Annotated in this window: 19 protein-coding genes; 8 read left to right on the forward strand and 11 right to left on the reverse strand. The window is 59.8% G+C overall.

All coding sequences use genetic code 11. From position 1 onward, the window contains the following. Window positions 1-287 precede the first annotated feature (287 nt). Window positions 288-1,364: an S-methyl-5-thioribose-1-phosphate isomerase gene (mtnA, locus tag AD669_RS18800; RefSeq protein ID WP_053122467.1), complete on the reverse strand. Its 1,077-nt coding sequence runs from the start codon at window positions 1,362-1,364 to the stop codon at window positions 288-290. Between the two features lie 108 nt (window positions 1,365-1,472). On the opposite strand from mtnA, the gene AD669_RS18805 reads away from it, so the two are divergent. From AD669_RS18805 to AD669_RS18825, 5 genes are all read left to right on the forward strand, one after another. Next, complete coding sequence (locus AD669_RS18805; protein WP_053122469.1) at window positions 1,473-2,807, forward strand: TRZ/ATZ family hydrolase; 1,335 nt, start codon at window positions 1,473-1,475, stop codon at window positions 2,805-2,807. 56 nt (window positions 2,808-2,863) lie between these two features. Then, window positions 2,864-3,562 (forward strand): bifunctional 2-polyprenyl-6-hydroxyphenol methylase/3-demethylubiquinol 3-O-methyltransferase UbiG, encoded by a 699-nt coding sequence (gene ubiG, locus AD669_RS18810; RefSeq protein ID WP_008079776.1) that lies wholly within the window; start codon window positions 2,864-2,866, stop codon window positions 3,560-3,562. A 4-nt stretch (window positions 3,563-3,566) separates the two neighbouring features. Then, window positions 3,567-4,238, forward strand: coding sequence for an N-acetylmuramic acid 6-phosphate phosphatase MupP (mupP, locus tag AD669_RS18815; protein WP_038364376.1), 672 nt, complete (start codon window positions 3,567-3,569; stop codon window positions 4,236-4,238). Between the two features lie 108 nt (window positions 4,239-4,346). Continuing rightward, window positions 4,347-5,087 carry a YciK family oxidoreductase gene (locus AD669_RS18820; RefSeq protein WP_053122471.1) on the forward strand — a complete coding sequence of 247 codons (741 nt, stop codon included), beginning with the start codon at window positions 4,347-4,349 and terminating at the stop codon, window positions 5,085-5,087. A gap of 360 nt (window positions 5,088-5,447) precedes the next feature. Next, window positions 5,448-6,374 (forward strand): GGDEF domain-containing protein, encoded by a 927-nt coding sequence (locus tag AD669_RS18825; RefSeq protein ID WP_053122473.1) that lies wholly within the window; start codon window positions 5,448-5,450, stop codon window positions 6,372-6,374. Between the two features lie 166 nt (window positions 6,375-6,540). On the opposite strand, the gene AD669_RS18830 is transcribed toward AD669_RS18825, so the two are convergent. The 7 genes from AD669_RS18830 to AD669_RS18860 form a co-directional block, all read right to left on the reverse strand. After that, on the reverse strand, window positions 6,541-7,302 hold the full coding sequence (locus AD669_RS18830; RefSeq protein ID WP_218959131.1) for a TenA family transcriptional regulator: 762 nt from the start codon (window positions 7,300-7,302) through the stop codon (window positions 6,541-6,543). Between the two features lie 79 nt (window positions 7,303-7,381). Further along, complete coding sequence (locus AD669_RS18835) at window positions 7,382-9,841, reverse strand: EAL domain-containing protein (RefSeq protein ID WP_053122477.1); 2,460 nt, start codon at window positions 9,839-9,841, stop codon at window positions 7,382-7,384. Between the two features lie 103 nt (window positions 9,842-9,944). Further along, window positions 9,945-11,762, reverse strand: coding sequence for an ABC transporter ATP-binding protein (locus tag AD669_RS18840; protein ID WP_053122479.1), 1,818 nt, complete (start codon window positions 11,760-11,762; stop codon window positions 9,945-9,947). Next, a complete protein-coding gene (locus AD669_RS18845; protein ID WP_172680145.1) occupies window positions 11,755-12,357 on the reverse strand; it encodes a DsbA family protein in 603 nt (200 codons plus the stop codon). The genes AD669_RS18840 and AD669_RS18845 overlap by 8 nt, the downstream gene beginning before the upstream one ends. A 35-nt stretch (window positions 12,358-12,392) precedes the next feature. Beyond that, complete coding sequence (locus AD669_RS18850) at window positions 12,393-13,334, reverse strand: rhodanese-related sulfurtransferase (RefSeq protein ID WP_053122483.1); 942 nt, start codon at window positions 13,332-13,334, stop codon at window positions 12,393-12,395. 296 nt (window positions 13,335-13,630) lie between these two features. Further along, window positions 13,631-13,930 carry a BolA family transcriptional regulator gene (locus AD669_RS18855; protein WP_008079766.1) on the reverse strand — a complete coding sequence of 100 codons (300 nt, stop codon included), beginning with the start codon at window positions 13,928-13,930 and terminating at the stop codon, window positions 13,631-13,633. A 12-nt stretch (window positions 13,931-13,942) separates the two neighbouring features. Continuing rightward, window positions 13,943-14,464, reverse strand: a complete 522-nt coding sequence (locus AD669_RS18860; protein ID WP_053122485.1) for a DUF2059 domain-containing protein — start codon at window positions 14,462-14,464, stop codon at window positions 13,943-13,945. A 194-nt stretch (window positions 14,465-14,658) separates the two neighbouring features. On the opposite strand from AD669_RS18860, the gene AD669_RS18865 reads away from it, so the two are divergent. After that, window positions 14,659-16,053: a class II fumarate hydratase gene (locus AD669_RS18865; RefSeq protein ID WP_053122487.1), complete on the forward strand. Its 1,395-nt coding sequence runs from the start codon at window positions 14,659-14,661 to the stop codon at window positions 16,051-16,053. Between the two features lie 84 nt (window positions 16,054-16,137). Here AD669_RS18865 and AD669_RS18870 read toward each other — a convergent pair whose 3' ends face one another. After that, the gene (locus tag AD669_RS18870; protein ID WP_053122489.1) at window positions 16,138-17,091 is read right to left on the reverse strand and encodes a DMT family transporter; all 954 of its coding nucleotides are present in this window, start codon (window positions 17,089-17,091) and stop codon (window positions 16,138-16,140) included. A gap of 211 nt (window positions 17,092-17,302) precedes the next feature. On the opposite strand from AD669_RS18870, the gene AD669_RS18875 reads away from it, so the two are divergent. Next, window positions 17,303-17,497 carry a DUF6316 family protein gene (locus tag AD669_RS18875; protein ID WP_053122491.1) on the forward strand — a complete coding sequence of 65 codons (195 nt, stop codon included), beginning with the start codon at window positions 17,303-17,305 and terminating at the stop codon, window positions 17,495-17,497. A gap of 138 nt (window positions 17,498-17,635) precedes the next feature. Here the strand turns inward: AD669_RS18875 and AD669_RS18880 are convergent, their stop codons facing one another. Further along, the gene (locus AD669_RS18880; RefSeq protein WP_053122493.1) at window positions 17,636-18,820 is read right to left on the reverse strand and encodes a thiolase family protein; all 1,185 of its coding nucleotides are present in this window, start codon (window positions 18,818-18,820) and stop codon (window positions 17,636-17,638) included. A 102-nt stretch (window positions 18,821-18,922) separates the two neighbouring features. Beyond that, window positions 18,923-20,437, reverse strand: coding sequence for a polyphosphate:AMP phosphotransferase (gene pap / locus AD669_RS18885; protein WP_053122494.1), 1,515 nt, complete (start codon window positions 20,435-20,437; stop codon window positions 18,923-18,925). Between the two features lie 227 nt (window positions 20,438-20,664). On the opposite strand from pap, the gene mnmC reads away from it, so the two are divergent. After that, entirely contained in the window at window positions 20,665-22,644 is a 1,980-nt protein-coding gene (gene mnmC / locus AD669_RS18890) for a bifunctional tRNA (5-methylaminomethyl-2-thiouridine)(34)-methyltransferase MnmD/FAD-dependent 5-carboxymethylaminomethyl-2-thiouridine(34) oxidoreductase MnmC (RefSeq protein WP_053122496.1), read from the forward strand.

The following is a 22,644-nucleotide window of genomic DNA, read 5'->3' on the forward strand; positions in this document are numbered from 1 at the left end:
GCTGCCTCGGAAAACGCCGGATGTTATCACAAAGGCCGCCACGCACCTATCCCCCAGATGCGCATGGAGCATAGTTAGTTGACCGGTGACAGGCTTAACGGGGACGAGAGAGGCTTAGAGCTTCTTTGAATGCAGATTTGTACTGTGGATTAGCGATGTTTATTGACTTTTTGGGGTGCGCACACCTGTAGGAGCTGCCGAAGGCTGCGATCTTTTGATCCTGGCCTCTAAAAATCAAGATCAAAAGATCGCAGCCTTCGGCAGCTCCTACATTGAGTGTCACCGCATCAATGCAGGCGTTTGCGGCACATTAACTGGGCCATTTTCGCGGTATCCGGGCGCTCGACGATGCCCTTCTCGGTGACGATCGCGTCGATCAGATCCGCCGGCGTCACGTCAAACACCGGGTTGAACGCTTCAACGTCGGCACCGACGCGCTTGCCGCCGACTTCCAGCAACTCGGCGCCATCGCGTTCTTCGATCGGGATGTCGTCGCCGCTGGCCAGGTTCATGTCGATGGTTGAACTCGGCGCCACCACCATGAAACGCACACCGTGGTGCATGGCGTTGACCGCCAGTTGATAGGTGCCGATCTTGTTCGCCACGTCACCATTGGCAGTGATGCGGTCGGCGCCGACGATGACCCAGGTCACGCCCTTGGTTTTCATGATGTGTGCAGCAGCAGAGTCGGCATTCAGGGTCACCGGAATGCCTTCATTGGCCAGTTCCCACGCGGTCAGACGCGAGCCTTGCAGCCACGGACGGGTTTCGTCGGCGTAAACGCGCTCGACCATGCCTTCAATAAAGGCTGCGCGAATCACACCCAGCGCGGTACCGAAACCGCCTGTGGCCAGCGCGCCAGTGTTGCAATGGGTCAGAATCGCCTGAGCATTGCCCTGATGCTTGCGGATCAAGTCGACGCCGAGCTGCGCCATGGTCAGGTTGGCTTCGCGGTCGCTTTCATGAATGGCGATCGCCTCGGCCTCCAGCGCCGCCAGCGGATCGGCGTTTTCTTTCAGGCGATCCAGTCGATCATGCATACGACCCAGCGCCCAGAACAAATTGACCGCAGTCGGACGGGAATCGGCCAGCAAGGCAAAATCCTCTTCCAGCGCCGCGTACCAGTCGCCACCTTCAGCGATCCGCGCGCGCGCGGCGAGCACGATGCCGTAGGCCGCACTGATGCCGATGGCCGGCGCGCCACGCACCACCATCGAGCGAATCGCCTCGGCCACGCCGGCGGCGCTGGTGTAGGCAATCCACGTTTCTTCGAACGGCAAAATACGCTGATCCAGCAGGTGCAGCGCGCCGTCTCGCCAATCGATGGCCTTCACTTTCTCCGCAGCCAACAGTCGATCGCGCATCCCACACCCCGCACTCATGAACAAAAGCCGCCGATTATAGCGATCCCCCCGCGAAGACGCTCGGGTATACTTCGCCATCCTTTACAAAAGCACTGGAACCGACCCTCGATGCCGAAACCTGCCATTGCGCTCGACTTATTATTGCTGCCGACCTGGCTGGTACCCGTCGAACCTGCAGGCGTTGTGCTCAAAGAGCATGGCCTGGGCATCCGCGACGGTCGCATCGTGTTTATCGGCCCGCGCGCCGAAGCATTGAAGTGTAACGCCACGGAAATCCGCGAGTTGCCGGATGTGCTGCTCGCCCCCGGCCTGATCAATGCCCACGGCCACGCGGCGATGACGCTGTTCCGCGGCCTGGCCGATGATCTGCCGCTGATGACCTGGCTGGAAAACCACATCTGGCCGGCCGAAGCGAAATGGGTCGATGAAGAATTCGTCCGCGACGGCACCGATCTGGCCATCGCCGAGCAGATCAAGGGTGGCATCACTTGCTTCTCGGACATGTACTTCTTCCCGAAAGTCGCCAGCGAGCGTGTGCACAACAGCGGCATCCGTGCACAGATCGCCATTCCGATCCTTGATTTCCCGATCCCGGGCGCGAGCAGTGCCGATGAAGCCATTCGTCAGGGCGTCGAATTGTTCGGCGACTTGAAGCATCACGAACGCATCAAGATCACCTTCGGCCCTCATGCACCGTACACCGTCGGCGACGAGAATCTGGAAAAAATCCGCGTGATCGCGGAGGAGCTCGATGCATCGATTCATATGCATGTGCACGAAACCGCGTTCGAAGTTCAGCAGTCATTGGAGAAGCTCGGCGAACGTCCGCTCGCCCGCCTCGGCCGCCTAGGCTTGCTCGGCCCGCGTTTCCAGGCCGTGCACATGACCCAGATCAGCGATGATGACCTGGCGTTGCTGGTAGAAAGCAACACCAGCGTGATCCATTGCCCGGAATCCAACCTCAAACTGGCCAGCGGCTTCTGCCCGGTCGAGCGTTTGTGGCAGGCTGGGGTGAACGTTGCGGTCGGCACCGATGGCGCGGCGAGCAACAATGATCTGGATTTGCTCGGCGAAACCCGCACCGCAGCGCTGCTGGCGAAAGCCGTCGCAGGTTCCGCCACCGCGCTGGACGCCCATCGTGCGCTGCGCATGGCCACCTTGAACGGCGCACGCGCGCTGGGCATCGAGGCGCAAGTCGGCTCGCTGGAAATCGGCAAAGCCGCCGACATCGTCGCTTTCGATCTGTCCGGCCTGGCGCAGCAACCGGTCTACGACCCGGTGTCGCAGCTTATATACGCCACCGGCCGCGACTGCGTGAAGCATTTGTGGGTCGCCGGCAAACAACTGCTCGACGACCGCCGCCTGACGCGACTGGACGAAGCACAACTGGGCGCCACCGCCCGGGCCTGGGGCCAGCGCATCACCGGCCACAAAGAATCGTAAAAACCCCGGAACACACACCGGGGCTACAGCCTTTTTCAAGTTTTAGAGGATTTAACATGAGCAACGTCGACCACGCCGAAATCGCCAAATTCGAAGCCCTGGCCCATCGCTGGTGGGATCGTGAAAGCGAATTCAAACCGCTGCACGACATCAACCCGCTGCGCGTCAACTGGATCGACGAGCGGGTCAATCTGGCCGGCAAGAAAGTCCTCGACGTCGGTTGTGGCGGCGGCATCCTCAGTGAAGCCATGGCCCAACGTGGCGCCACCGTGATGGGCATCGACATGGGCGAAGCGCCGCTGGCGGTCGCGCAACTGCATCAGCTGGAATCTGGCGTCAACGTCGAATACCGCCAGATCACTGCCGAAGACCTCGCAGAAGAAATGCCTGAGCAGTTCGACGTGGTGACCTGCCTTGAAATGCTTGAGCACGTACCGGATCCATCCTCGGTGATCCGTGCCTGCTTCCGCATGGTCAAACCGGGCGGCCAGGTGTTCTTCTCGACCATCAACCGTAATCCGAAGGCGTACCTGTTCGCCATCGTCGGCGCTGAATACATCATGAAGTTGCTGCCGCGCGGCACCCACGACTTCAAGAAATTCATCCGCCCGTCCGAGCTCGGCGCTTGGAGCCGCATGGCCGGTCTGACCGTCAAGGACATCATCGGCCTGACCTACAACCCGCTGACCAAGCACTACAAACTGGCCAGCGACGTTGACGTCAACTACATGATCCAGACCCTGCGCGAGGAGTAAGCCGATGGCCATCAGAGCGGTTCTCTTCGACATGGACGGCACCCTGCTCGACACGGCGCCGGACTTCATCGCCATCTGCCAGGCAATGCGCGCCGATCGCGGCCTGCCGCCGATCAACGACAAGCACATTCGCGACGAGATTTCCGGCGGCGCCAAAGCCATGGTCGCGGTGACGTTCTCGATGGATCCGGAATCGCCGGGCTTCGAGGAATTGCGCCTTGAGTTCCTTGAGCGCTATCTGGTCGGCTGCGCGGTGCACAGCAAGCTGTTCGACGGCATGGGCGAACTGCTCGCCGACATCGAAAAGGCCAACCTGATCTGGGGCGTGGTGACCAACAAGCCGCTGCGCTTTGCCGAGCCGATCATGCAGCAGTTGGGGCTGGCAGAACGTTCGGCGCTACTGATCTGTCCGGATCACGTGAAAAACAGCAAGCCGGATCCGGAGCCATTGATCCTCGCGTGCAAGATGCTTGATCTGGATCCGTCGACCGTTCTGTTTGTGGGCGATGATCTGCGCGATATCGAATCGGGGCGCGACGCCGGCACGAAAACCGCGGCGGTGACGTTTGGCTACATCCACCCGGACGACAACCCGCGGCATTGGGGAGCGGACGTGGTGGTGGATCATCCGTCGGAGCTGCGCAAGGTGCTCGATAGCGCGCTTTGCAGTTGCTGATCAAGGTCAAAAGATCGCAGCCTGCGGCAGCTCCTACAGATATTTACTGTCCTGTAGGAGCTGCCGCAGGCTGCGATCTTTTAGCTATTAATGGATTGTGAGGTTTTTATGTTTGATTACTCCGCTCGCCCCGAATTGCTCAAGGATCGGGTCATTCTGGTCACCGGTGCCGGTCGTGGCATTGGCGCGGCTGCGGCGAAAACCTACGCCGCTCACGGCGCGACCGTGTTGCTGTTGGGCAAGACCGAAGCCAATCTGACGCAGGTCTACGACGACATCGAAGCGGCGGGCCATCCGCAGCCGGCGGTGATTCCGTTCAACCTCGAAACCGCCCTGCCCCATCAGTACGATGAACTGGCAGCGATGATCGAAGCTGAATTCGGCCACCTCGACGGTCTGCTGCACAACGCCTCGATCATCGGCCCGCGCACGCCGATCGAGCAGTTGTCCGGCGAGAATTTCATGCGCGTCATGCAGATCAACGTCAACGCCATGTTCATGCTGACCAGCACCCTGCTGCCGCTGCTCAAGCTGTCGCAGGATGCTTCGGTGGTGTTCACCTCCAGCAGCGTTGGCCGCAAGGGCCGTGCTTACTGGGGCGCTTACGGGGTGTCGAAGTTCGCCACCGAAGGTTTGATGCAAACCCTCGCCGATGAAGTCGAAACCGTGGCGCCGGTGCGCTCCAACAGCATCAACCCCGGCGCCACTCGCACCAGCATGCGTGCTCAGGCGTATCCGGGGGAAAACCCGCTGAACAACCCGACGCCAGAGGAGATCATGCCGGTCTATCTGTATCTGATGGGCCCGGACAGCACCGGCATCAACGGCCAGGCTTTCAACGCTCAGTAGTGCCATACGTCGGCTTTGTTGCCGCGGCGGATTCCCGTCGCGGCCAACATTTGCCGCTCGCGACCGTCACAATTTAGTCAATTATCCAGCGCGAATTTTCCCTGCAAGCTCGCAAGCCATTGAATAAAAACGGTTTTAACAAATATGAACCGAATGGCACGACTTTCGCTCTAATTTTCCTCAAAGCAAGCCGCGTGAAGGCAATGAGGCGAGGCCGATTTCGATAGCTTACTAATCGTCATCAGGCAGACTAAACTTACGCCAAACGTCCTACGGGACTGATGGATCAGTATGACGCGCAGCCCATAGCCGCTCTCACCCAGCCTGTAAGACAGACTTACTGCTAAGGGTTCACGCCATATGAAATCACCCTCCCAGACCAATGCAATTGACTTCGATAGCGCCAAATTGCAACGCCTGGGCTTCGGTCAACTGCCTCCCTTGCTGGAGCGACCGACCAGTCTTGCGCAGCTGCGCCAGCAACTGAGCCTGCAACTGCAAACCAGTCTTGAACCGCAGCGTATCCTCGGGCTGTTTTTCCGTGAGGTTCAACGCCTCGTGCCGCTGGACGCCTTGAGCTACGTGCATCAGGGCAGCGACCTGCGGCTGGAGTTCGGCGCTCGCGGTCACCATTCGGTCAGCTACAGCTTGAGCCACGAAGGCGAGCACATGGGCGAACTGGTGTTCCGCCGCAATCAGCGTTTCAACGAACAGGATCAGGGCAACCTCGAATCACTGCTGTCGTCGCTGCTGTACCCGATGCGCAACGCCCTGCTCTACCGCGCCGCGACGCAAAGTGCTCTGCGAGATCCGCTGACCGGCGCCGGCAACCGCATTGCCATGGAGCAGACCCTGCAACGCGAGATCGACATGTCGCGCCGGCACGGGCAGCCACTGTCTGTGTTGATGCTGGATATCGACCACTTCAAACGCGTCAACGACAGCCATGGGCACAGCGCCGGTGATGACGTGCTCAAAGCCGTGGCGGCGTCGATCAAGGGTCAGCTGCGCAACGTCGACATGGTCTTTCGTTATGGCGGCGAAGAGTTTTTGATTCTGCTGTCCAACACCAGCCGCGAGGCGGCGGCGATGGTTGGCGAGCGACTGCGTTATGCGGCGCAGGCTGCCGAGTATTACGCCGATGGCCAGTTGATCGAGTTGACGGTGAGTCTGGGTTGTTCGACGCTGCTGCCGGGGGAATCGGCGGAGAGCCTGTTGCGCCGCGCGGACAGTGCGCTGTATGTGGCCAAGCGCGAAGGTCGTAACCGTTTGGCAATGGCGGGTTAATACCTCCCATACACCACAAAACAACTGTGGGAGCGGGCTTGTGTGGTGAGGGGATTTATCCCCGATGGGTAGCGTAGCTGCCCCAAAACCAAATTCGCTGGTTTTCGACTGCTTCGCACTCGATCGGGGATAAATCCCCTCGCCACACAAGCCCGCTCCCACATTTTTATTGCGTAACTACCGCCCTGCGCTCACGGCTTACCAGCAAACGCTCGGACGTTTCCAGTTGCATGCACCGTTCGAGGAACAGGTACATATAGTCGTAGCTCTTGCACACCGCCTGACGCAGCTCGGTCTGCAAGGCCTTGCTTGGGTTCATCCCCGCCAGCGTGCAGATGATCTCCAGCGCTTCCCATGGATGCGCATCATCGTACTGCGCATGCATCTTCAGCCACTTCATCGCGCGCTTGCGATCCTCTTCGGGAAACGCGGCGGCGTAGACGCCCGTGGAGCACACCACCGCCGACCACTCACCCGTTGCGCCTTCAATTGCATAGTTAGTGGCGGCAATGGCCACGATCAGCGAATCGGCGGAACTGGTGTGCCAGCACCAATGACTCAAGGCATGCAGTTCCGGCGGCACTTGTTGTGCTTGCAGGTCTTCGAGACTGACACCGTGCGCGCGACTCCAGTGCACCCAATAATCGGCGTGGTTGAGTTCGACGCGGATATTGCGCATCAACCAGCGCCGCGCCATGTCTTCACCCGGGTGGCGGGCGAACTTGGTTTTGGTCAGGTTCTGCGCCATGTACAACGCGAACTGCTCAACTACCGGCCAGCCCCCGACAAGGTACTGACGCATGGTTTTTGCGCTGAGCTTGTTATCACGCATGCGCAGATATAACTCATGTTCGACAACCCGGCGCTTGCTCTCGCTGCAATCCTCAATGAGCTGTTGTGCCCAGGCAGGATAACTTGCAGCTTCCATGAGTGGTCCGGTTCGGTTGAATGTGTCGATCACTGTTCGGCTCCTTTTGATTTGTGATTATAAGGATCGGCAAGAGATTTCAACGGAACGTGCCAGGCGCTTTGAATAACAGCGGCTGCGGTCTGGCGGGCCGACTTTGCAAACTGTCACAGGTAAACAACTGCGGACGCTCAATAACGTAACCCTGAGCGTAATCAACTCCGATCTCAAGCAAGGCTTGTTCGATCTGGGTTGTTTCAACAAATTCGGCAATTGTCTGCTTACCCATGACATGCCCGATGTGATTGATCACTTCGACCATTGCGCGGTTAATCGGGTCGTCCAGCATATCCTTTACGAAACTCCCGTCGATCTTCAGGAAGTCTACAGGTAAATGTTTCAAGTAAGCGAATGAAGACATTCCGGCACAAAAGTCATCCAGCGAAAAGTAACAACCTAAGCCTTTGAGTTCATTAATAAAACGTATTGCACTGCCTAAATTTGAAATAGCACTGGTTTCTGTAATTTCAAAACAAATCATTTCAGGCGGGATGGCATAGTTAACAAACTGTTCCCTCAGGAAGTGCAAAAACGCGTCATCTCCTATAGTAATGCCTGACAGATTAATCGCACACATCGCCAACGGGCCTTCATGTTCTTCTGCAATACATTGAGCAATAACCTTAAATACGTTTTGCACAACCCAACGATCTAACTGACTCATCAATCCATAACGTTCAGCGGCCGGAATGAAACTGTCCGGAAGAATCATCCGGCCGGATTCATCATGCAGGCGCAGCAAAATTTCGATGTGCGCGCGGCCATCCTGAATGCCGCCCAGCGGGGCGATTTCCTGGGCGTACAGGCAGAAGCGGTTTTCCTCCAGGGCCATGTGCAAGCGTTGCACCCAGGCCATCTCGCCGAAGCGCAGGGACAGCTCCGAATCGTCGGCGTGATAGACCTGCACCCGATTGCGGCCCTTTTCCTTGGCCATGTAGCAGGCCATGTCGGCGGCGCGCAGCGACGCTTCGAGGGTGGTCGGCGTCTGACCGACATGCACCAGGCCGATACTGACGGTGGTCAGAAATGGCCGGCCCTTCCAGACGAAATGCAAGTTCTGCACGGTCTGGCGCAGGCTGTCGGCAATCTTCTCCGCTGCCTCCAGCGCGCAGTTCTCCAGCAAGATCCCGAACTCATCACCACCCAGCCGCGCCAGGGTGTCGCCCTCGCGCAGGCCTGATTGCAGCAACGCGCAGATATGCCGCAACAACTCATCGCCCGCCGCGTGACCGCAGGTGTCGTTGACCAGTTTGAACTGGTCAAGATCGAGGAACATCAGCGCATGTCGCCCGCCCTGCCGCGTGAGGTTGTGCAGCGCTTGCTCCAGGCGATATTCGAACTCGCGGCGGTTGGCCAGCCCGGTCAGCGCATCGTGGGTTGCCTGCCACGACAGATTGGCGATGTATTGCCGCTCCTGAGTCATGTCGTGCAACACCAGCACCGTGCCGCTGACTTTGCCGGCATTACGGATTGGCGCGCCGACCAGCGTCACCGACACCGTGCTGCCGTCGAGTCGCTGAATCAGTTTGGAATGTTCGCTGCCACCACTGAGTTGGCCGCTGAGAATGTGTTCAATCAGCGTCAGCCCTTCGGCCTGCGCGTTGTCATCGAGCAAATTGAACAATGCCGCCAACGGCAAGCCGGCAGCCTGCTCGGCTTTCCAGTGGGTCAGTGCCTCGGCAGCCGGGTTCATATAGTCGATAGCGCCGTCGACATCCGTTGTGATCACGCCGTCGCCAATCGAATGCAGCGTGACATGCGCACGATCTTTTTCCAGTTGCAGGGCTTCGGCAAACGCGTGGCGCTGTTTGAGCAACTTACGTGTGCGCAACAGCGCCAGCACGATCAACCCCAGCGCGGTGGCGAGGTTGGTGAACAGCAACAGCCGCAGAATCACCCGCGAGCCTTCACCCAAAGCATCACTGAACGCTTTGGCCGCCGGCGTCACGCCGTCGTTGATATCAAAAATCTGCGCTTTCCAGAGGCGAACATCCGCATCGGACGCGGTGTTCTCGGTGATGCTGCGGTGCATCTCGCGAGCCACGTTATCCAGCTCCACCAGATAGGCATCGCCCACCGTCCAGCGGTCGATCGCCCTTTCCAGATAACTGAAATGACGAAAATTGAGGTACAGCCAGATCAGGCTGGAGACGTCATCCGGGTGGTTGCCACCCTTGAGAATGCCTTCACGCGCCGATTCCAGATCCGGCGGCTGACGATCCAGGGCGACGCGCAATTGATGACCGCCCTGCGGCACGGCAATGGCGTCCTGATACTTGAGGAAGATCGCCTCGTCACGACTGTCGGCGTACAGGTTGAGGTAATAAATGGCGTCTTTCTGACCTTTCGACCACAGGCTCTCGCCCGCCACGTAACCACGCACGGCCGACAGGACATAAAGACTCACACCGCCCAATAACGCCTGAAACAACACGACGGCAATGAAAGGCCAGACGATGCCCAACAAACGTGGCGTTCCGAGCGTCCGTTTTTGCTTCATGGGATCCCTTGTATGGCACTGCCTGATCATCCCTTCCGATCAGACCACCTTCCTAGACTAGGAGGCGTTTGGGCTCACGGCAAGCGGCATGGATGCCGATAACTCAGTGGCGTTGCAGATGCCCGTAGAGCTTGGCGTACAAACCACCATCGGCGATCAGTTGTTGATGGTCGCCGTCTTCAGCCACTTGCCCGCCATCGAACACCAACACGCGATCGGCCTGCTTCACCGCTGACAAACGGTGGGCAATGATCAGCGTGGTGCGGCCGTTGAGAAAACGCGCCATGGCCTGATGCAGGTTGTATTCGGTGGCGGCATCGAGGGCCGAGGTGGCTTCGTCGAGAATCACCACTTTTGGCTCGGCGAGGATCATCCGCGCAATCGCCAAACGTTGGCGCTGACCACCGGAGAGGCGCACGCCGGAGCGGCCGACGATGCTGTCGAGGCCATCCGGCAAGGCGCGGATGGTCGCTTCGAGCTGGGCGATTTCCAGCGCCTGCCAACAGGCTTCGTCGTCGCGCGTGCGGCCCATGGTCAGGTTGGCGCGCACGGTGTCGTTGAACAGCGCCGGGTGTTGCAACACCACCGCGACGTTCTCGCGAACCGTTTCGAGGCCGATTTCCTGCTGGGTCGAACCGCCGAAACGAATGGTGCCGGACAGCGGCGTGTACAACCCGAGCAGCAATTGCACCAGAGTACTTTTGCCGCCGCCACTGGCACCAACAATCGCGACTTTCTCACCGGGAGCAATCGACAGATCGAGCTGATCGAGCACCAGTTCATCGCCGTAACCGAAGCTCAACCCTTGCACCTGAATACCGACGGTGTCGCGCCCCTTGAACGGATCGACGCCGCCGGGATATTGCGGCTCGTCGGCGCGCGCCAGCAACTCGTTGATGCGTGTCAGCGCACCGCCCGCCGCGTAGTAGGCGTATTGCAGGTTGAGCAGTTGTTCGACCGGGCCGATCATGAACCACAGGTAACTGAACACCGCGAGCATCTGGCCGATCGACAGGTCGGAAAACAGCACGGTGAGCATCGCCGCCGCGCGGAAAATATCGATGCCAAACTGGAACAACAAACCACTGGCGCGGTTGGAGGCGTCGGTCTTCCACTGCGAGTTGACCGCGTAATTGCGCACTTCCTGCGCCCGCAGCCCAAGCCTTCCAAGGAAAAAGCCCTGACGGTTGCCGGCGCGAATTTCCTGAATCGCATCGAGGGTTTCACTCAGCGCCTGAGTGAAGCGCGCGGTGCTGTCGTTCTCGAGTTTCTTCAGGTGTTTGACGCGTTTGCCCAACTGCACCGTGGCGTAAATCACCAGCGGGTTGAACAGCAAAATCAGCAGCGCCAGCTTCCAGTGCATCCACATAAGGATGCTCGCGGTGCCGACCAGAGTCAGCATCGCCACGAGAAAACGGCTAAGGGTTTCGCCGACAAATTTGTCGAGGGTATCGAGATCGGTGACCAGGTGCGTGGTCACCGTGCCGCTGCCGAGACTTTCGTATTCGCCGAGGGAAATCCGCTTGAGCCGCTCGATCAGGCGCACGCGGATGCGGTAAACGATGTCCTTGGCCAGTCGCGCAAACAGCCGCGACTGCAACACGCCAAAACACAGCGAGCTGCAACGCAGAGTCAGCGTCACCACCAGCATCAGGCCGATGTAGCCTGCCGCTTGCTGCCACATGCTGGGCAACACATGGTTCATGACTTTCAGTGCCGCATCGCCGTGGCCGAGCAAGACTTCATCGACCAGCAACGGCAGCAGCAGAGGAATCGGCACGCTGCACAGCGTCGCCAGAACAGCCACGCCGTTAGCGATCCACAGGGATTTTTTGTGTGTGAGAGCCAATCGCCGGACTTCTGCCCAGCTCAGCCGGTCGACACGCTTTACGGCTGGCGTGTCATCGGCCGGATCATGCACAGGCAGCGCGCTCCAGCCAGCGGCCGAGCAACGGCGACAGTTCGCTGAGCGGTTGATAGCCATTGGTCAGTAGCGCCAGTTGACCGTTACGCTCGGCGAGCAAGGTCGGGAACCCAGCGATGCCGAGATCCTGCACCCAATTGAAATCAGCCAACGTGGCTTCGTGCTGATCGGCACGGTCGAACAGCGCAGCGAATTCGATACGCGGCACGCCGGCCTGCTCGGCCAGTTCCACCAGCACGCTGGCTTGGGTGACATCACGACCTTCGGCGTAGAAGGCCTGCTGGATCAGTCCGACCAGTGTCCACGCGCAATCCGGCGCCAGGCTGCGCGCGGTGACGATCGCGCGACAGGCCGGCTCTGTGTCGTAAACAAAACCGTCGGGCAACGCGCCGTCGAATCTGAACGGCTGGCCAGTAGCCTCGGTGACCGCTTGCCAGTGTTCAAGGATGTAGCGCCGCGTGGTTGGCTCCAACGCCGAGCCGCTGCCGGTGCGCAAACCGCCGACCACCAGATGCAGCTCGACCCCGGCTGCCTGCGCCTGCTCCACCAATGCCTTGGCCACCGGAGCAAAACCCCAGCACCACGAACACATCGGGTCCATCACATAGAGCAGGCGTGCAGACATGATTAAGCCTCGGTGGATGCTTGCTTATAGTTGTAGCCGATCGGGTGCGGCTGGTTGCGCGCCTTGGCCAGTTCGATCTGCTTCTGCCGGTCGATGGCGCTGCGGCGGGTCTTCTCGCTCAGCTTGTCCCAGCAATGCGGGCAACTGATGCCGGCGACGTAATGCTCGCTGGCGCGATCTTCAACGCTGACCGGTGTGCGGCAGGCATGACATTGATCGTAGTCGCCTTCGCTGAGGTCGTGGCGCACGGTCACGCGGTTGTCGAACACGAAGCAGTCACCCTGCCACTTGGTTTCTTCCTGCGGCACCTCTTCGAGGTACTTCAGAATGCCGCCCTTGAGGTGGTAAACCTCTTCGTAGCCCTCGCTGAGCATGTAGCTCGAGGCTTTCTCGCAGCGAATACCGCCGGTGCAGAACATCGCGACTTTCTTGTGCACGGCCGGGTTGAAGTGTTCTTTGATGTAGTCAGGGAATTCGCGAAAACTGGTGGTTTTCGGATCAATGGCGCCTTCGAAGGTGCCGATCGACACTTCGTAATCGTTGCGCGTATCGATCAACAGCACTTCAGGGTCGCTGATCAACGCGTTCCAGTCTTGCGGATCAACGTAGGTGCCGACCTTTTTGTTCGGATCGACGCCTTCGACACCGAGGGTGACGATCTCTTTCTTCAGTTTGACTTTGGTGCGATAGAACGGCTGCTCGTCGCAGTACGACTCTTTGTGATCGATGTCGATCATGCGTGGGTCGTTCTTGAGCCAGGCGAGCAGGCCGTCGATGCCTTCGCGAGTGCCGGACACCGTGCCGTTGATGCCTTCTTCGGCGATCAGCAGGGTGCCTTTGATCTGGTTGTCGACCATCGCTTGCAGCAGAGGCTCGCGCAGGTTGACGTAATCTTCGAGGGTGACGAACTTATACAGTGCCGCCACGACAATCGGTTGTGTCATGGGTATTTCTCCAGGTGGCTACCCTCGCAAAGGGTGAACCGGATTCAAAAAAAAACGCGCCGGGTGAGCGGCGCGTTGCGGATTCTAGCAAAAACACGATGTGTTTTGGATGTACTGAGTCTTCTGTGACAACACAAAACCTGTGGCGAGGGGATTTATCCCCGATGGGCTGCGAAGCGGCCCCAAACCCTGAGAATGCGGTCTTTCAGGGAGATTGGGTTCTGTGGCTTTTGGGGCTGCTTCGCAACCCATCGGGGATAAATCCCCTCGCCACAAAAATCCCGCCACATCCAAAATCAGTGTTTGCTTCCGCCGGCACAGGTCGGCGACGCCGGGGCGGCGCCGGTCTCTGCCCATTCCTGCGGGGTGTAGGTGTGCAGCGCCAACGCATGGAACTCGCCCATCAGCTCGCCGAGCGTGCCGTAGACTTTCTGGTGGCGCTTGACCCGGTTCAGGCCTTCGAACTGCGCGCTGACCACCACTGCCTTGAAGTGGGTCTGCAACCCGCGACTGTGCATGTGGCTTTCATCCAGCACTTGCAGATGCTCAGGCTGTAACAGGCCCAGCGTAGATTCGATGCGTTGTTGCATGCTCATCACGAACTCCGCTTACGGCTTTTTCTTGGCCGGAGCAGCGCCTTTCGGGGCCAGCTCGTTGGTCATGTCTTCCAGCAGCTTGTTGACTACCGGTACCGCGCTTTCCAGTTTGGCCTGGGTCATCTGGGCCGATTGCTGAGTCAGCTGCGGCATTTTTTCCAGGACTTTTTTACCCAGTGGCGACTGGTAGAACGCGACCAGGTCTTTCAGCTCGGATTCGCTGAAGTTGGTGGTGTACAGCTTGACCATGTCCGGCTTCAGCTTGTTCCAGCCAATGGCCTGATCCAGCGCGGCGTTGGCCTTGGCCTGATAGGTTTCCAGCACGGCTTTTTTAGCTTCAGGGGCTTTGGTCTGCTCAAAGCGCTGAGCGAACATTTGCTGCACTTGCATGTACACCGGAGTGCCCAGTTTGTCAGCGTGGGCCAGTGTCAGGAAAGCTTCGGCACTGGCGTTGTGGCTGGCGGTATCGGCAAGCACCTGGCCGCTGGCGCAAACCAGTGCAACCGCGGTACAGATGGCACGAAGACGAGTCATCGAGTTTCCTTTTAAGCAAAGCGAGGTAAAACCCCAAGGGCGACCATTCTGCGCCTAAAAATCGCTGCGGCTCAACCCCCCAAGCCTTGCCGCGCTTGATTGGCGGGGTTTTACCGGTCAACAATCGATTCGATGGAACCACCCGAGCCGAACCCGGCCTAAACTGCGCAAACAGACCAACAGGAGTGTGCACGATGAGCCGTATCGAAACCGACAGCCTGGGCCAGATCGACGTCCCGGACGATGCTTACTGGGGGGCTCAGACGCAACGCTCGCTGATCAACTTCGCCATCGGTCAGGAACGCATGCCGCTGCCGGTACTGCACGCCCTGGCCCTGATCAAGAAAGCCGCGGCACGGGTCAACGACCGCAACGGCGACCTGCCCGCCGACATCGCCCGCCTGATCGAACAGGCCGCCGACGAAGTCCTCGACGGCCAGCATGACGACCAGTTCCCGCTCGTCGTTTGGCAGACCGGCAGCGGCACCCAGAGCAACATGAACGTCAACGAGGTGATCGCCGGTCGCGCCAACGAACTGGCCGGCAATCCGCGCGGCGGCAAGACGCCGGTGCACCCGAACGACCACGTCAACCGCTCGCAAAGTTCCAACGACTGTTTCCCCACCGCCATGAGCATCGCCACCGCGCAAGCCGTGCAGGAACAACTGCTGCCGGCGATTGCCGAGCTGTCCGGCGGTCTCGCCGAACTCGCCGCGCGCCATATGAAACTGGTGAAAACCGGGCGCACGCACATGATGGACGCAACGCCGATCACCTTCGGTCAGGAATTGTCCGGTTTTATCGCGCAGCTGGATTACGCCGAACGGGCGATCCGTGCCGCGCTGCCGGCGGTGTGTGAATTGGCGCAGGGCGGTACTGCCGTCGGCACCGGGCTGAACTCGCCGCACGGTTTTGGTGAAGCGATTGCTGCCGAACTGGCGGCGCTGTCGGGCCTACCCTTCGTCACCGCACCGAACAAGTTTGCCGCCCTCGCCGGCCATGAGCCGCTGACCAGCCTCTCCGGCGCGCTGAAAACCCTCGCCGTGGCGCTGATGAAAATCGCCAACGATTTGCGCTTGCTCGGCTCCGGCCCACGCGCCGGTTTTGCCGAAGTGCGTCTACCCGCGAATGAGCCGGGCAGCTCGATCATGCCGGGCAAGGTCAATCCGACCCAATGCGAGGCACTGTCGATGCTGGCCTGTCAGGTGCTGGGCAACGACGTGACGATCGGCATTGCCGCCAGTCAGGGGCACTTGCAATTGAACGTGTACAAACCGGTGATCATCCACAACCTGCTGCAATCGATCCGCCTGCTTGGCGATGGCTGCAGCAACTTCCAGCAGCACTGCATTGCCGGGCTGGAGCCGGATGCGGAAGTCATGGCGCGGCATCTGGAGCGTGGGTTGATGCTGGTGACGGCGTTGAACCCGCACATTGGTTATGACAAGTCGGCGGAAATCGCCAAGAAGGCTTACAGCGAGGGGCTGACGTTGCGTGAGGCGGCGTTGGCGTTGGGCTACCTGACGGATGAAGAGTTTGATGCGTGGGTGCGGCCGGAGAATATGATTGAGGCTGGGGCCAAGGGCTAAAAACAAAAGATCGCAGCCTGCGGCAGCTCCTACAGAGAACGCATTCCAATGTAGGAGCTGCCGCAGGCTGCGATCTTTTGATCTTCAGGCCATACGCATCCGCCGCGCCTTGAGCCCGGCAATCAACGACGGCCCCAGCGCCACCAGCGCCGAGCCCAATACCACCAGCACCGCCCCGCCATACCCAAGCCCATTGATCTGCTCGGCATGCACGTACTCCGGCCAGATCCCCGCCGCAATCGCCACCGCGCCAAACGTTACCAACGGCGTAATCGCCAGCGTTGCACTGACCCGCGACGCCTCCCAGTGCGCCAGCGCTTCGGCAAACGCGCCATAGGCAATCAACGTGTTCATGCAGCACGCCAGCAGCAACCAGCCTTGCAACGGGCTCAGCTCCAGCGCTTCGAGCGGGTGTACCCACGGCGTCAGCAACAACGCGCAGAACAGGTAAATCACCATCATCACCTGCAACGAATTCCACACCGTGAGCAATTGCTTCTGACCCAGCGCATAAAACGTCCAGACCGTCGACGCCAACAACACCAGCAGCACGCCGGCGGTGTAATCCGACAGCGAGGTCAGCAACTCCGCCAGACGCTGATTAAAGAACAGCACAAAACCGATCAACAGCACCAACAACCCGATGCCCTGGCCAATGCTGAAACGCTCCTTGAACACAAACAGACTGGCGATCAGCAACATGATCGGCCCCATCTGCACCACCAGTTGCGCGGTGCCGGGGCTCAGCAGATTAAGGCCCATCAGATACAGCACGTAGTTGCCGACCAGGCCAAGCACCGCCATCAGCACCAGCCAGCCACCCTTGGGCCCCAGCACTTTGCGGCTCGGCAGGCGTTTGACCGCGGCCAGATAAATGAACAGGCAGCTGCCGGACACCATCAAGCGAAACCAGGTCACCGTGACGGGATCCATCACCAGCAACACCTGTTTGAGTTTGATCGGCAGGATGCCCCACAGAAATGCGGTCAGCAGCGCCAGGAACAAGCCGTAAACCCAGCGACCGGATGAAATGTGCATGCGAACCCCAAAAGCCTGCTGACGAGTGCGCTCATTCTAGGCGTGCCGCCGGGCGCGACACAGGGACAGTTGGGGCCAGGACGTGAATGAAACTGTGCAGGTCGCAGCATTAAATTGACGCGCTGCCGTTGATCGGCTGGCCGCGCGGGTTAAGTGCTTCAGGCATAAGCTGATTGGATCCCGTCCAGCGCCTCAGCCAAGGAGACCGCTCATGTTAGGCATGCGCGCCCAAGACAACGCCCCCGCCACGCACTTTCGCAGCGACCGCGTGTGCCGGGTCAATGGCGAACTGTATTTCAGCACTCGGGAAAATACCCTTGAAGGGCCGTTTGAGAGTGCCGAGCAGATTGAGAAGGAAATTCAGGCTTATATTGCGCGGATGCAGGTACAGGATTCCAACCGCTAGACCCGGTCGATCCGTTCGCGAGCAAGCTCGCTCCCACATTGGATCTCTGGTGTACACAAAATCAGTGTTCACTGAAGATCTACTGTGGGAGCGAGCTTGCTCGCGAAGAGGGCTGAACAGACACCCAAAGTTTGTGGCTTAGCGCACCGCTTCAAACAACCCCGTCGCACCCATCCCGCCGCCCACGCACATCGTCACAATCCCGTAACGCAAATTACGCCGCTGCAACTCCCGCACCAGATGCCCGACCTGCCGCGACCCGGTCATGCCGAACGGGTGACCAATCGAAATCGAGCCACCGTTGACGTTGTACTTGTCGTTATCGATCTCCAGCCGATCACGGCTGTACAGGCACTGCGAAGCGAACGCCTCATTGAGTTCCCACAGATCAATGTCCGCCACCTGCAAACCTTTCGCCTTAAGCAGTTTTGGCACCGAGAACACCGGGCCGATGCCCATCTCGTCCGGCTCGCAACCGGCCACGGTAAACCCACGGAAAAACGCTTTCGGCTTCAGCCCCAGCTGCAGGGCTTTTTCCAGACTCATCACCAGCGTCATCGACGCGCCATCCGACAATTGCGACGAGTTGCCCGCCGTCACCGAACCGTCTTCAGCGAACACCGGCTTCAACCCGGCGAGGCTTTCATAGGTGGTGTCCGGACGGTTGCAGTCATCGCGATCAACCACGCCGTCGAGAATTTGCACTTCGCCAGTGTTCTTGTCTTCAACGCGATACTTCACCGACATCGGCACGATTTCATCGTTGAACAGCCCGGCCGCCTGCGCCTGCGCGGTGCGGATCTGGCTCTGCAATGAATAGCGATCCTGCGCCTCACGGCTGACGCCATAACGTCGCGCAACCACTTCGGCAGTCTGACCCATCGTGTAATAGATGCCCGGCGACTGTTGCTTGAGCAGCGGGTTGATCAGGTGATCGGTGTTGACGCTTTTCATCGTCAGGCTGATCGACTCGACGCCGCCGGCGACGATGATGTCGCTGCAACCCGAGGCGATCTGGTTGGCGGCAATCGCAATCGCTTGCAAGCCCGACGAGCAGAAACGGTTGAGGGTCATGCCGGCGGTGCCGGTGCCCAGACGCGAAAGCACCGCGACGTTGCGGCCGATGTTGTAGCCCTGCGCGCCTTCGTTGGAGCCGGCGCCGACGATGCAATCCTCGACGCTGGCCGGGTCGATGTCATTGCGCGTCAGCAGCGCGTTGACGCAGTGTGCCGCCATGTCATCGGGGCGGGTCTGGTTGAACTTGCCGCGAAAGGATTTGGCCAGGCCAGTCCGTACGCTGTCGACGATCACCACTTCACGCATGGCATACCTCATTGTTGTTGTCGGTTGAGAGTGAACCGAGCATAAGTCCACCCCATTGCCGACCGCGACAATCATTCACCCCGCGTATGCGTGTCCATCGGTTCAGTCCTTGTGCTTTTTCGCGTGCTTGTCGGATTTCTCGAACGCGTCTTCGAGTGCGCGGTTGATCGTGCGCAGCACTTTCACTCGCGCCCAGCGCTTGTCATTGGCCTCAACCAACGTCCACGGCGCGATCTCGGAACTGGTGCGATCGACCATATCGCCGACGGCGGCACGGTAATCGTCCCACTTGTCGCGGTTGCGCCAGTCGTCCTCGGTGATCTTGAAGCGCTTGAACGGGATCTCTTCACGCTCCTGGAAACGCTCCATCTGCGTGTCCTTGTCGATCGCCAGCCAGAACTTGACGACGATCACCCCGGCGTCGGCCAGCTGCTCCTCGAAGTCATTGATCTCGCCATACGCACGCAGCCAGTCCGCCGGTGTGCAGAAACCTTCAATGCGCTCCACCAGCACTCGGCCGTACCACGAACGGTCGAACACGGTGAATTTGCCGCGCGCCGGAATATGTCGCCAGAAACGCCAAAGGTACGGTTGCGCACGCTCCTCTTCGGTCGGCGCGGCAATCGGCACGATGTTGTATTGGCGCGGATCGAGCGCCGCCGCGACCCGACGGATCGCCCCGCCCTTGCCCGCCGCATCGTTGCCTTCGAACACCGCGACCAGTGCATGGCGACGCATGCGTTTGTCGCGCATCAGCCCGGACAGGCGCGCCTGTTCGGTGATCAGTTGCTCTTCGTAATCTTTCTTGTCCAGACGCTGGGTCAGGTCGAGGCTGTCGAGCAGGTTCAGATGATCAACGGGTGTGCCCAGCGGCGCGGCGCTGACATCATGGGGATGCACGTCCGGGCGCTTCAATGCGCTTTGCAAACCTTCAAGGAGAATCTTGCCGACGGCCAGACTGCGGTAGTTGGCGTCCATGCCTTCGATCACATGCCACGGCGCGTAATCGCGACTGGTGCGGCGCAGCACGCGCTCGCCGTATTTGACGAATTTGTCGTAGGTCTCCGATTGCTGCCAGTCGAGCGTGCTGATGCGCCAGCTGTGCAACGGATCGTCGGCCAACGCTTTGAGTCGCGCTTTCATCTGCTTCTTCGACAGGTGAAACCAGAATTTGAAGATCAGCGCGCCTTCATCGCAGAGCATCTTTTCCAGACGCTCGGCGCCAGCGATCGCTTGATCCAGGCGTGGATCCTTGAACAAACCGTGCACCCGCCCCTGGAGCATCTGGCTGTACCAGTTGCCAAAGAAAATCCCCATCCGCCCTTTGGCCGGGAGCATCCGCCAGTAACGCCAGGCCGGTGGCCGCGAGAGTTCTTCGTCGCTCTGTTGGTCGAAAGTGCGCACCTCGATCAGGCGCGGATCCATCCACTCGTTGAGCAACTTGACCGTCTCGCCCTTGCCCGCGCCTTCGATGCCGTTGATCAAAATGATCACCGGGAAACGCTTCTGTTGCTGCAACTCGAACTGGGCTTCCAGCAGCGCTTCACGCAATGCCGGGACGGCGGCCTCGTAGGTGTCTTTGTCGATGGCGTGACCGATTTCAGCGGATTCAAACATTGGACGGCTCCTTCCAGGGTTCAGCAAGACTAGCGGATGATGACAACCTCTGAACAGATCGCAGCCTGCGGCAGCTCCTACACTGGAATGCAATCCACCCTGTAGGAGCTGCCGAAGGCTGCGGTCTTTTGACATTTTCCATGGCCCCCTGGATCAGACCTTGCCTTGGATCAAGCACCCCTCGCCCGATCGGCTAGAATGGCCGCCTTGACGTTGCCGAGCCTGCCATGAAACCCGTATTGCCCCATGCCCAACTCGATTGGGATGAACAGGGACGCCCGCGTTCGCGAGTGTTTGATGACGTGTATTTTTCCGACAAGTCCGGTCTGGATGAAACCCGTTATGTGTTCCTCGAACAAAACCGCCTGGCCGAGCGTTTTGCTGCGCTGCCGGCAAGCGGTCGCCTGGTTATCGGCGAAACCGGTTTTGGCACCGGGCTGAATTTTCTCTGTGCCTGGCAGTTGTTCGAACAACACGCCGTGGCCGGGGCGCGGCTGCATTTTGTCAGCGTCGAAAAATACCCGTTGAGCCCGGCCGATCTGCAACGGGCATTGGCCTTGTGGCCAGAACTCAAACCGCTGGCCGATCAGTTACTCAAGCATTACGTAGCCATCCATCAAGGCTTTCAGCGCATCACCTTGGCCGACGGTCGCGTGACGCTGACCCTGCTGATCGGCGATGCACTGGAACAACTGCCGCAACTCGATGCGCAGATCGACGCGTGGTTTCTCGACGGTTTCGCCCCGGCGAAAAACCCCGACATGTGGACCGCCGAACTGTTCGTCGAACTGGCGCGACTGGCGGCACCCGGCTCGACCATCAGCACCTTCACCAGTACCGGCTGGGTGCGACGCTTGCTCAACGCCGCCGGGTTCAAGATGAAGCGCACGCCGGGCATTGGCCACAAATGGGAAATACTGCGCGGCGAGTTTCTCGGCTGGCCGTCAGAGGTTGCACCGCCCGCCGCGGAAAAACCCTGGTTCGCCCGCCCTGCCCCAGTGACAGGCGAACGTCGTGCACTGGTAATCGGCGCCGGACTGGCCGGTTGCGCCACCGCTTCCAGCCTCGCAGCGCGCGGTTGGCAAGTGAGCTTGCTGGAGCGCCACGATGGCGTGGCGCAAGAAGCCTCGGGCAATCCGCAGGGCGTGCTGTATCTGAAGCTCTCCGCCCACGGCACCGCGTTATCGCAATTGATCGTCAGCGGTTTCGGCTACACCCGTCGCTTGCTGGAAACCCTGCAACGCGGCACCGATTGGGACGATTGCGGCGTGCTGCAACTGGCGTTCAATGCCAAGGAAGCCGAGCGCCACGCGCAATTGGCCGCAGCCTTCCCCGAAGATTTACTGCAATGGCTCGATCAACCCGAAGCGCAACACCGCGCCGGCATCGGTCTGGCCCACGGCGGTTTGTACTATCCCGAGGGCGGCTGGGTGCATCCACCGGCGCTGTGTCAGGCGCAAGCCGCGCAGCCGAACATCGAACTGCTCAGCCATCGTGATGTACTGGAACTGCGCAAAGTCGACGATCAGTGGCAAGCCTTCGACGGTGACCACTTACTGGCCAGCGCACCGGTCGTGGTGCTGGCCGGCGCCGCCGAGATCAAACGTTTTGCGCAAAGTGCCGAGCTGCCGCTCAAGCGCATTCGCGGACAAATCACTCGCCTTGCCGAGACCGCAGAAAGCCAGGCCCTGACCACCGTGGTTTGCGCCGAAGGCTACGTCGCCCCGGCACGTTTGGGCGAACACACCCTCGGTGCGAGCTTCGATTTCAACAGCGACGACCTGACCCCGACCATCGCCGAACACGAAGGCAATCTGGCGATGCTCGAAGAAATCTCCAGCGACCTCGTGTCGCGTCTGCACATCAGCGAACAGCCTGTCGAAAACCTTCAGGGCCGCGCTGCCTTCCGCTGCACCAGCCCCGACTATTTGCCGATCGTCGGCCCCCTCGCCGACCGCGAAGCGTTCAATCAGGCATACGCCACGTTAGCCAAAGATGCCCGCCAGGTTCCGGACGTGGCCTGCCCGTGGCTTGACGGGCTCTACGTCAACAGCGGTCACGGCTCTCGCGGTCTGATCACCGCACCGCTGTCGGGTGAATTGCTCGCTGCCTGGCTCGACAACGAACCGTTGCCGCTGCCGCGAAGTGTCGCTGAGGCGTGCCATCCCAATCGCTTTGCGCTGCGCCGTCTGATTCGCGGCAAGTAG

It is taken from the genome of Pseudomonas sp. P1.31 (genome assembly GCF_001269815.1).
In the GTDB taxonomy this organism is placed as follows: Bacteria; Pseudomonadota; Gammaproteobacteria; order Pseudomonadales; family Pseudomonadaceae; genus Aquipseudomonas; species Aquipseudomonas rustica.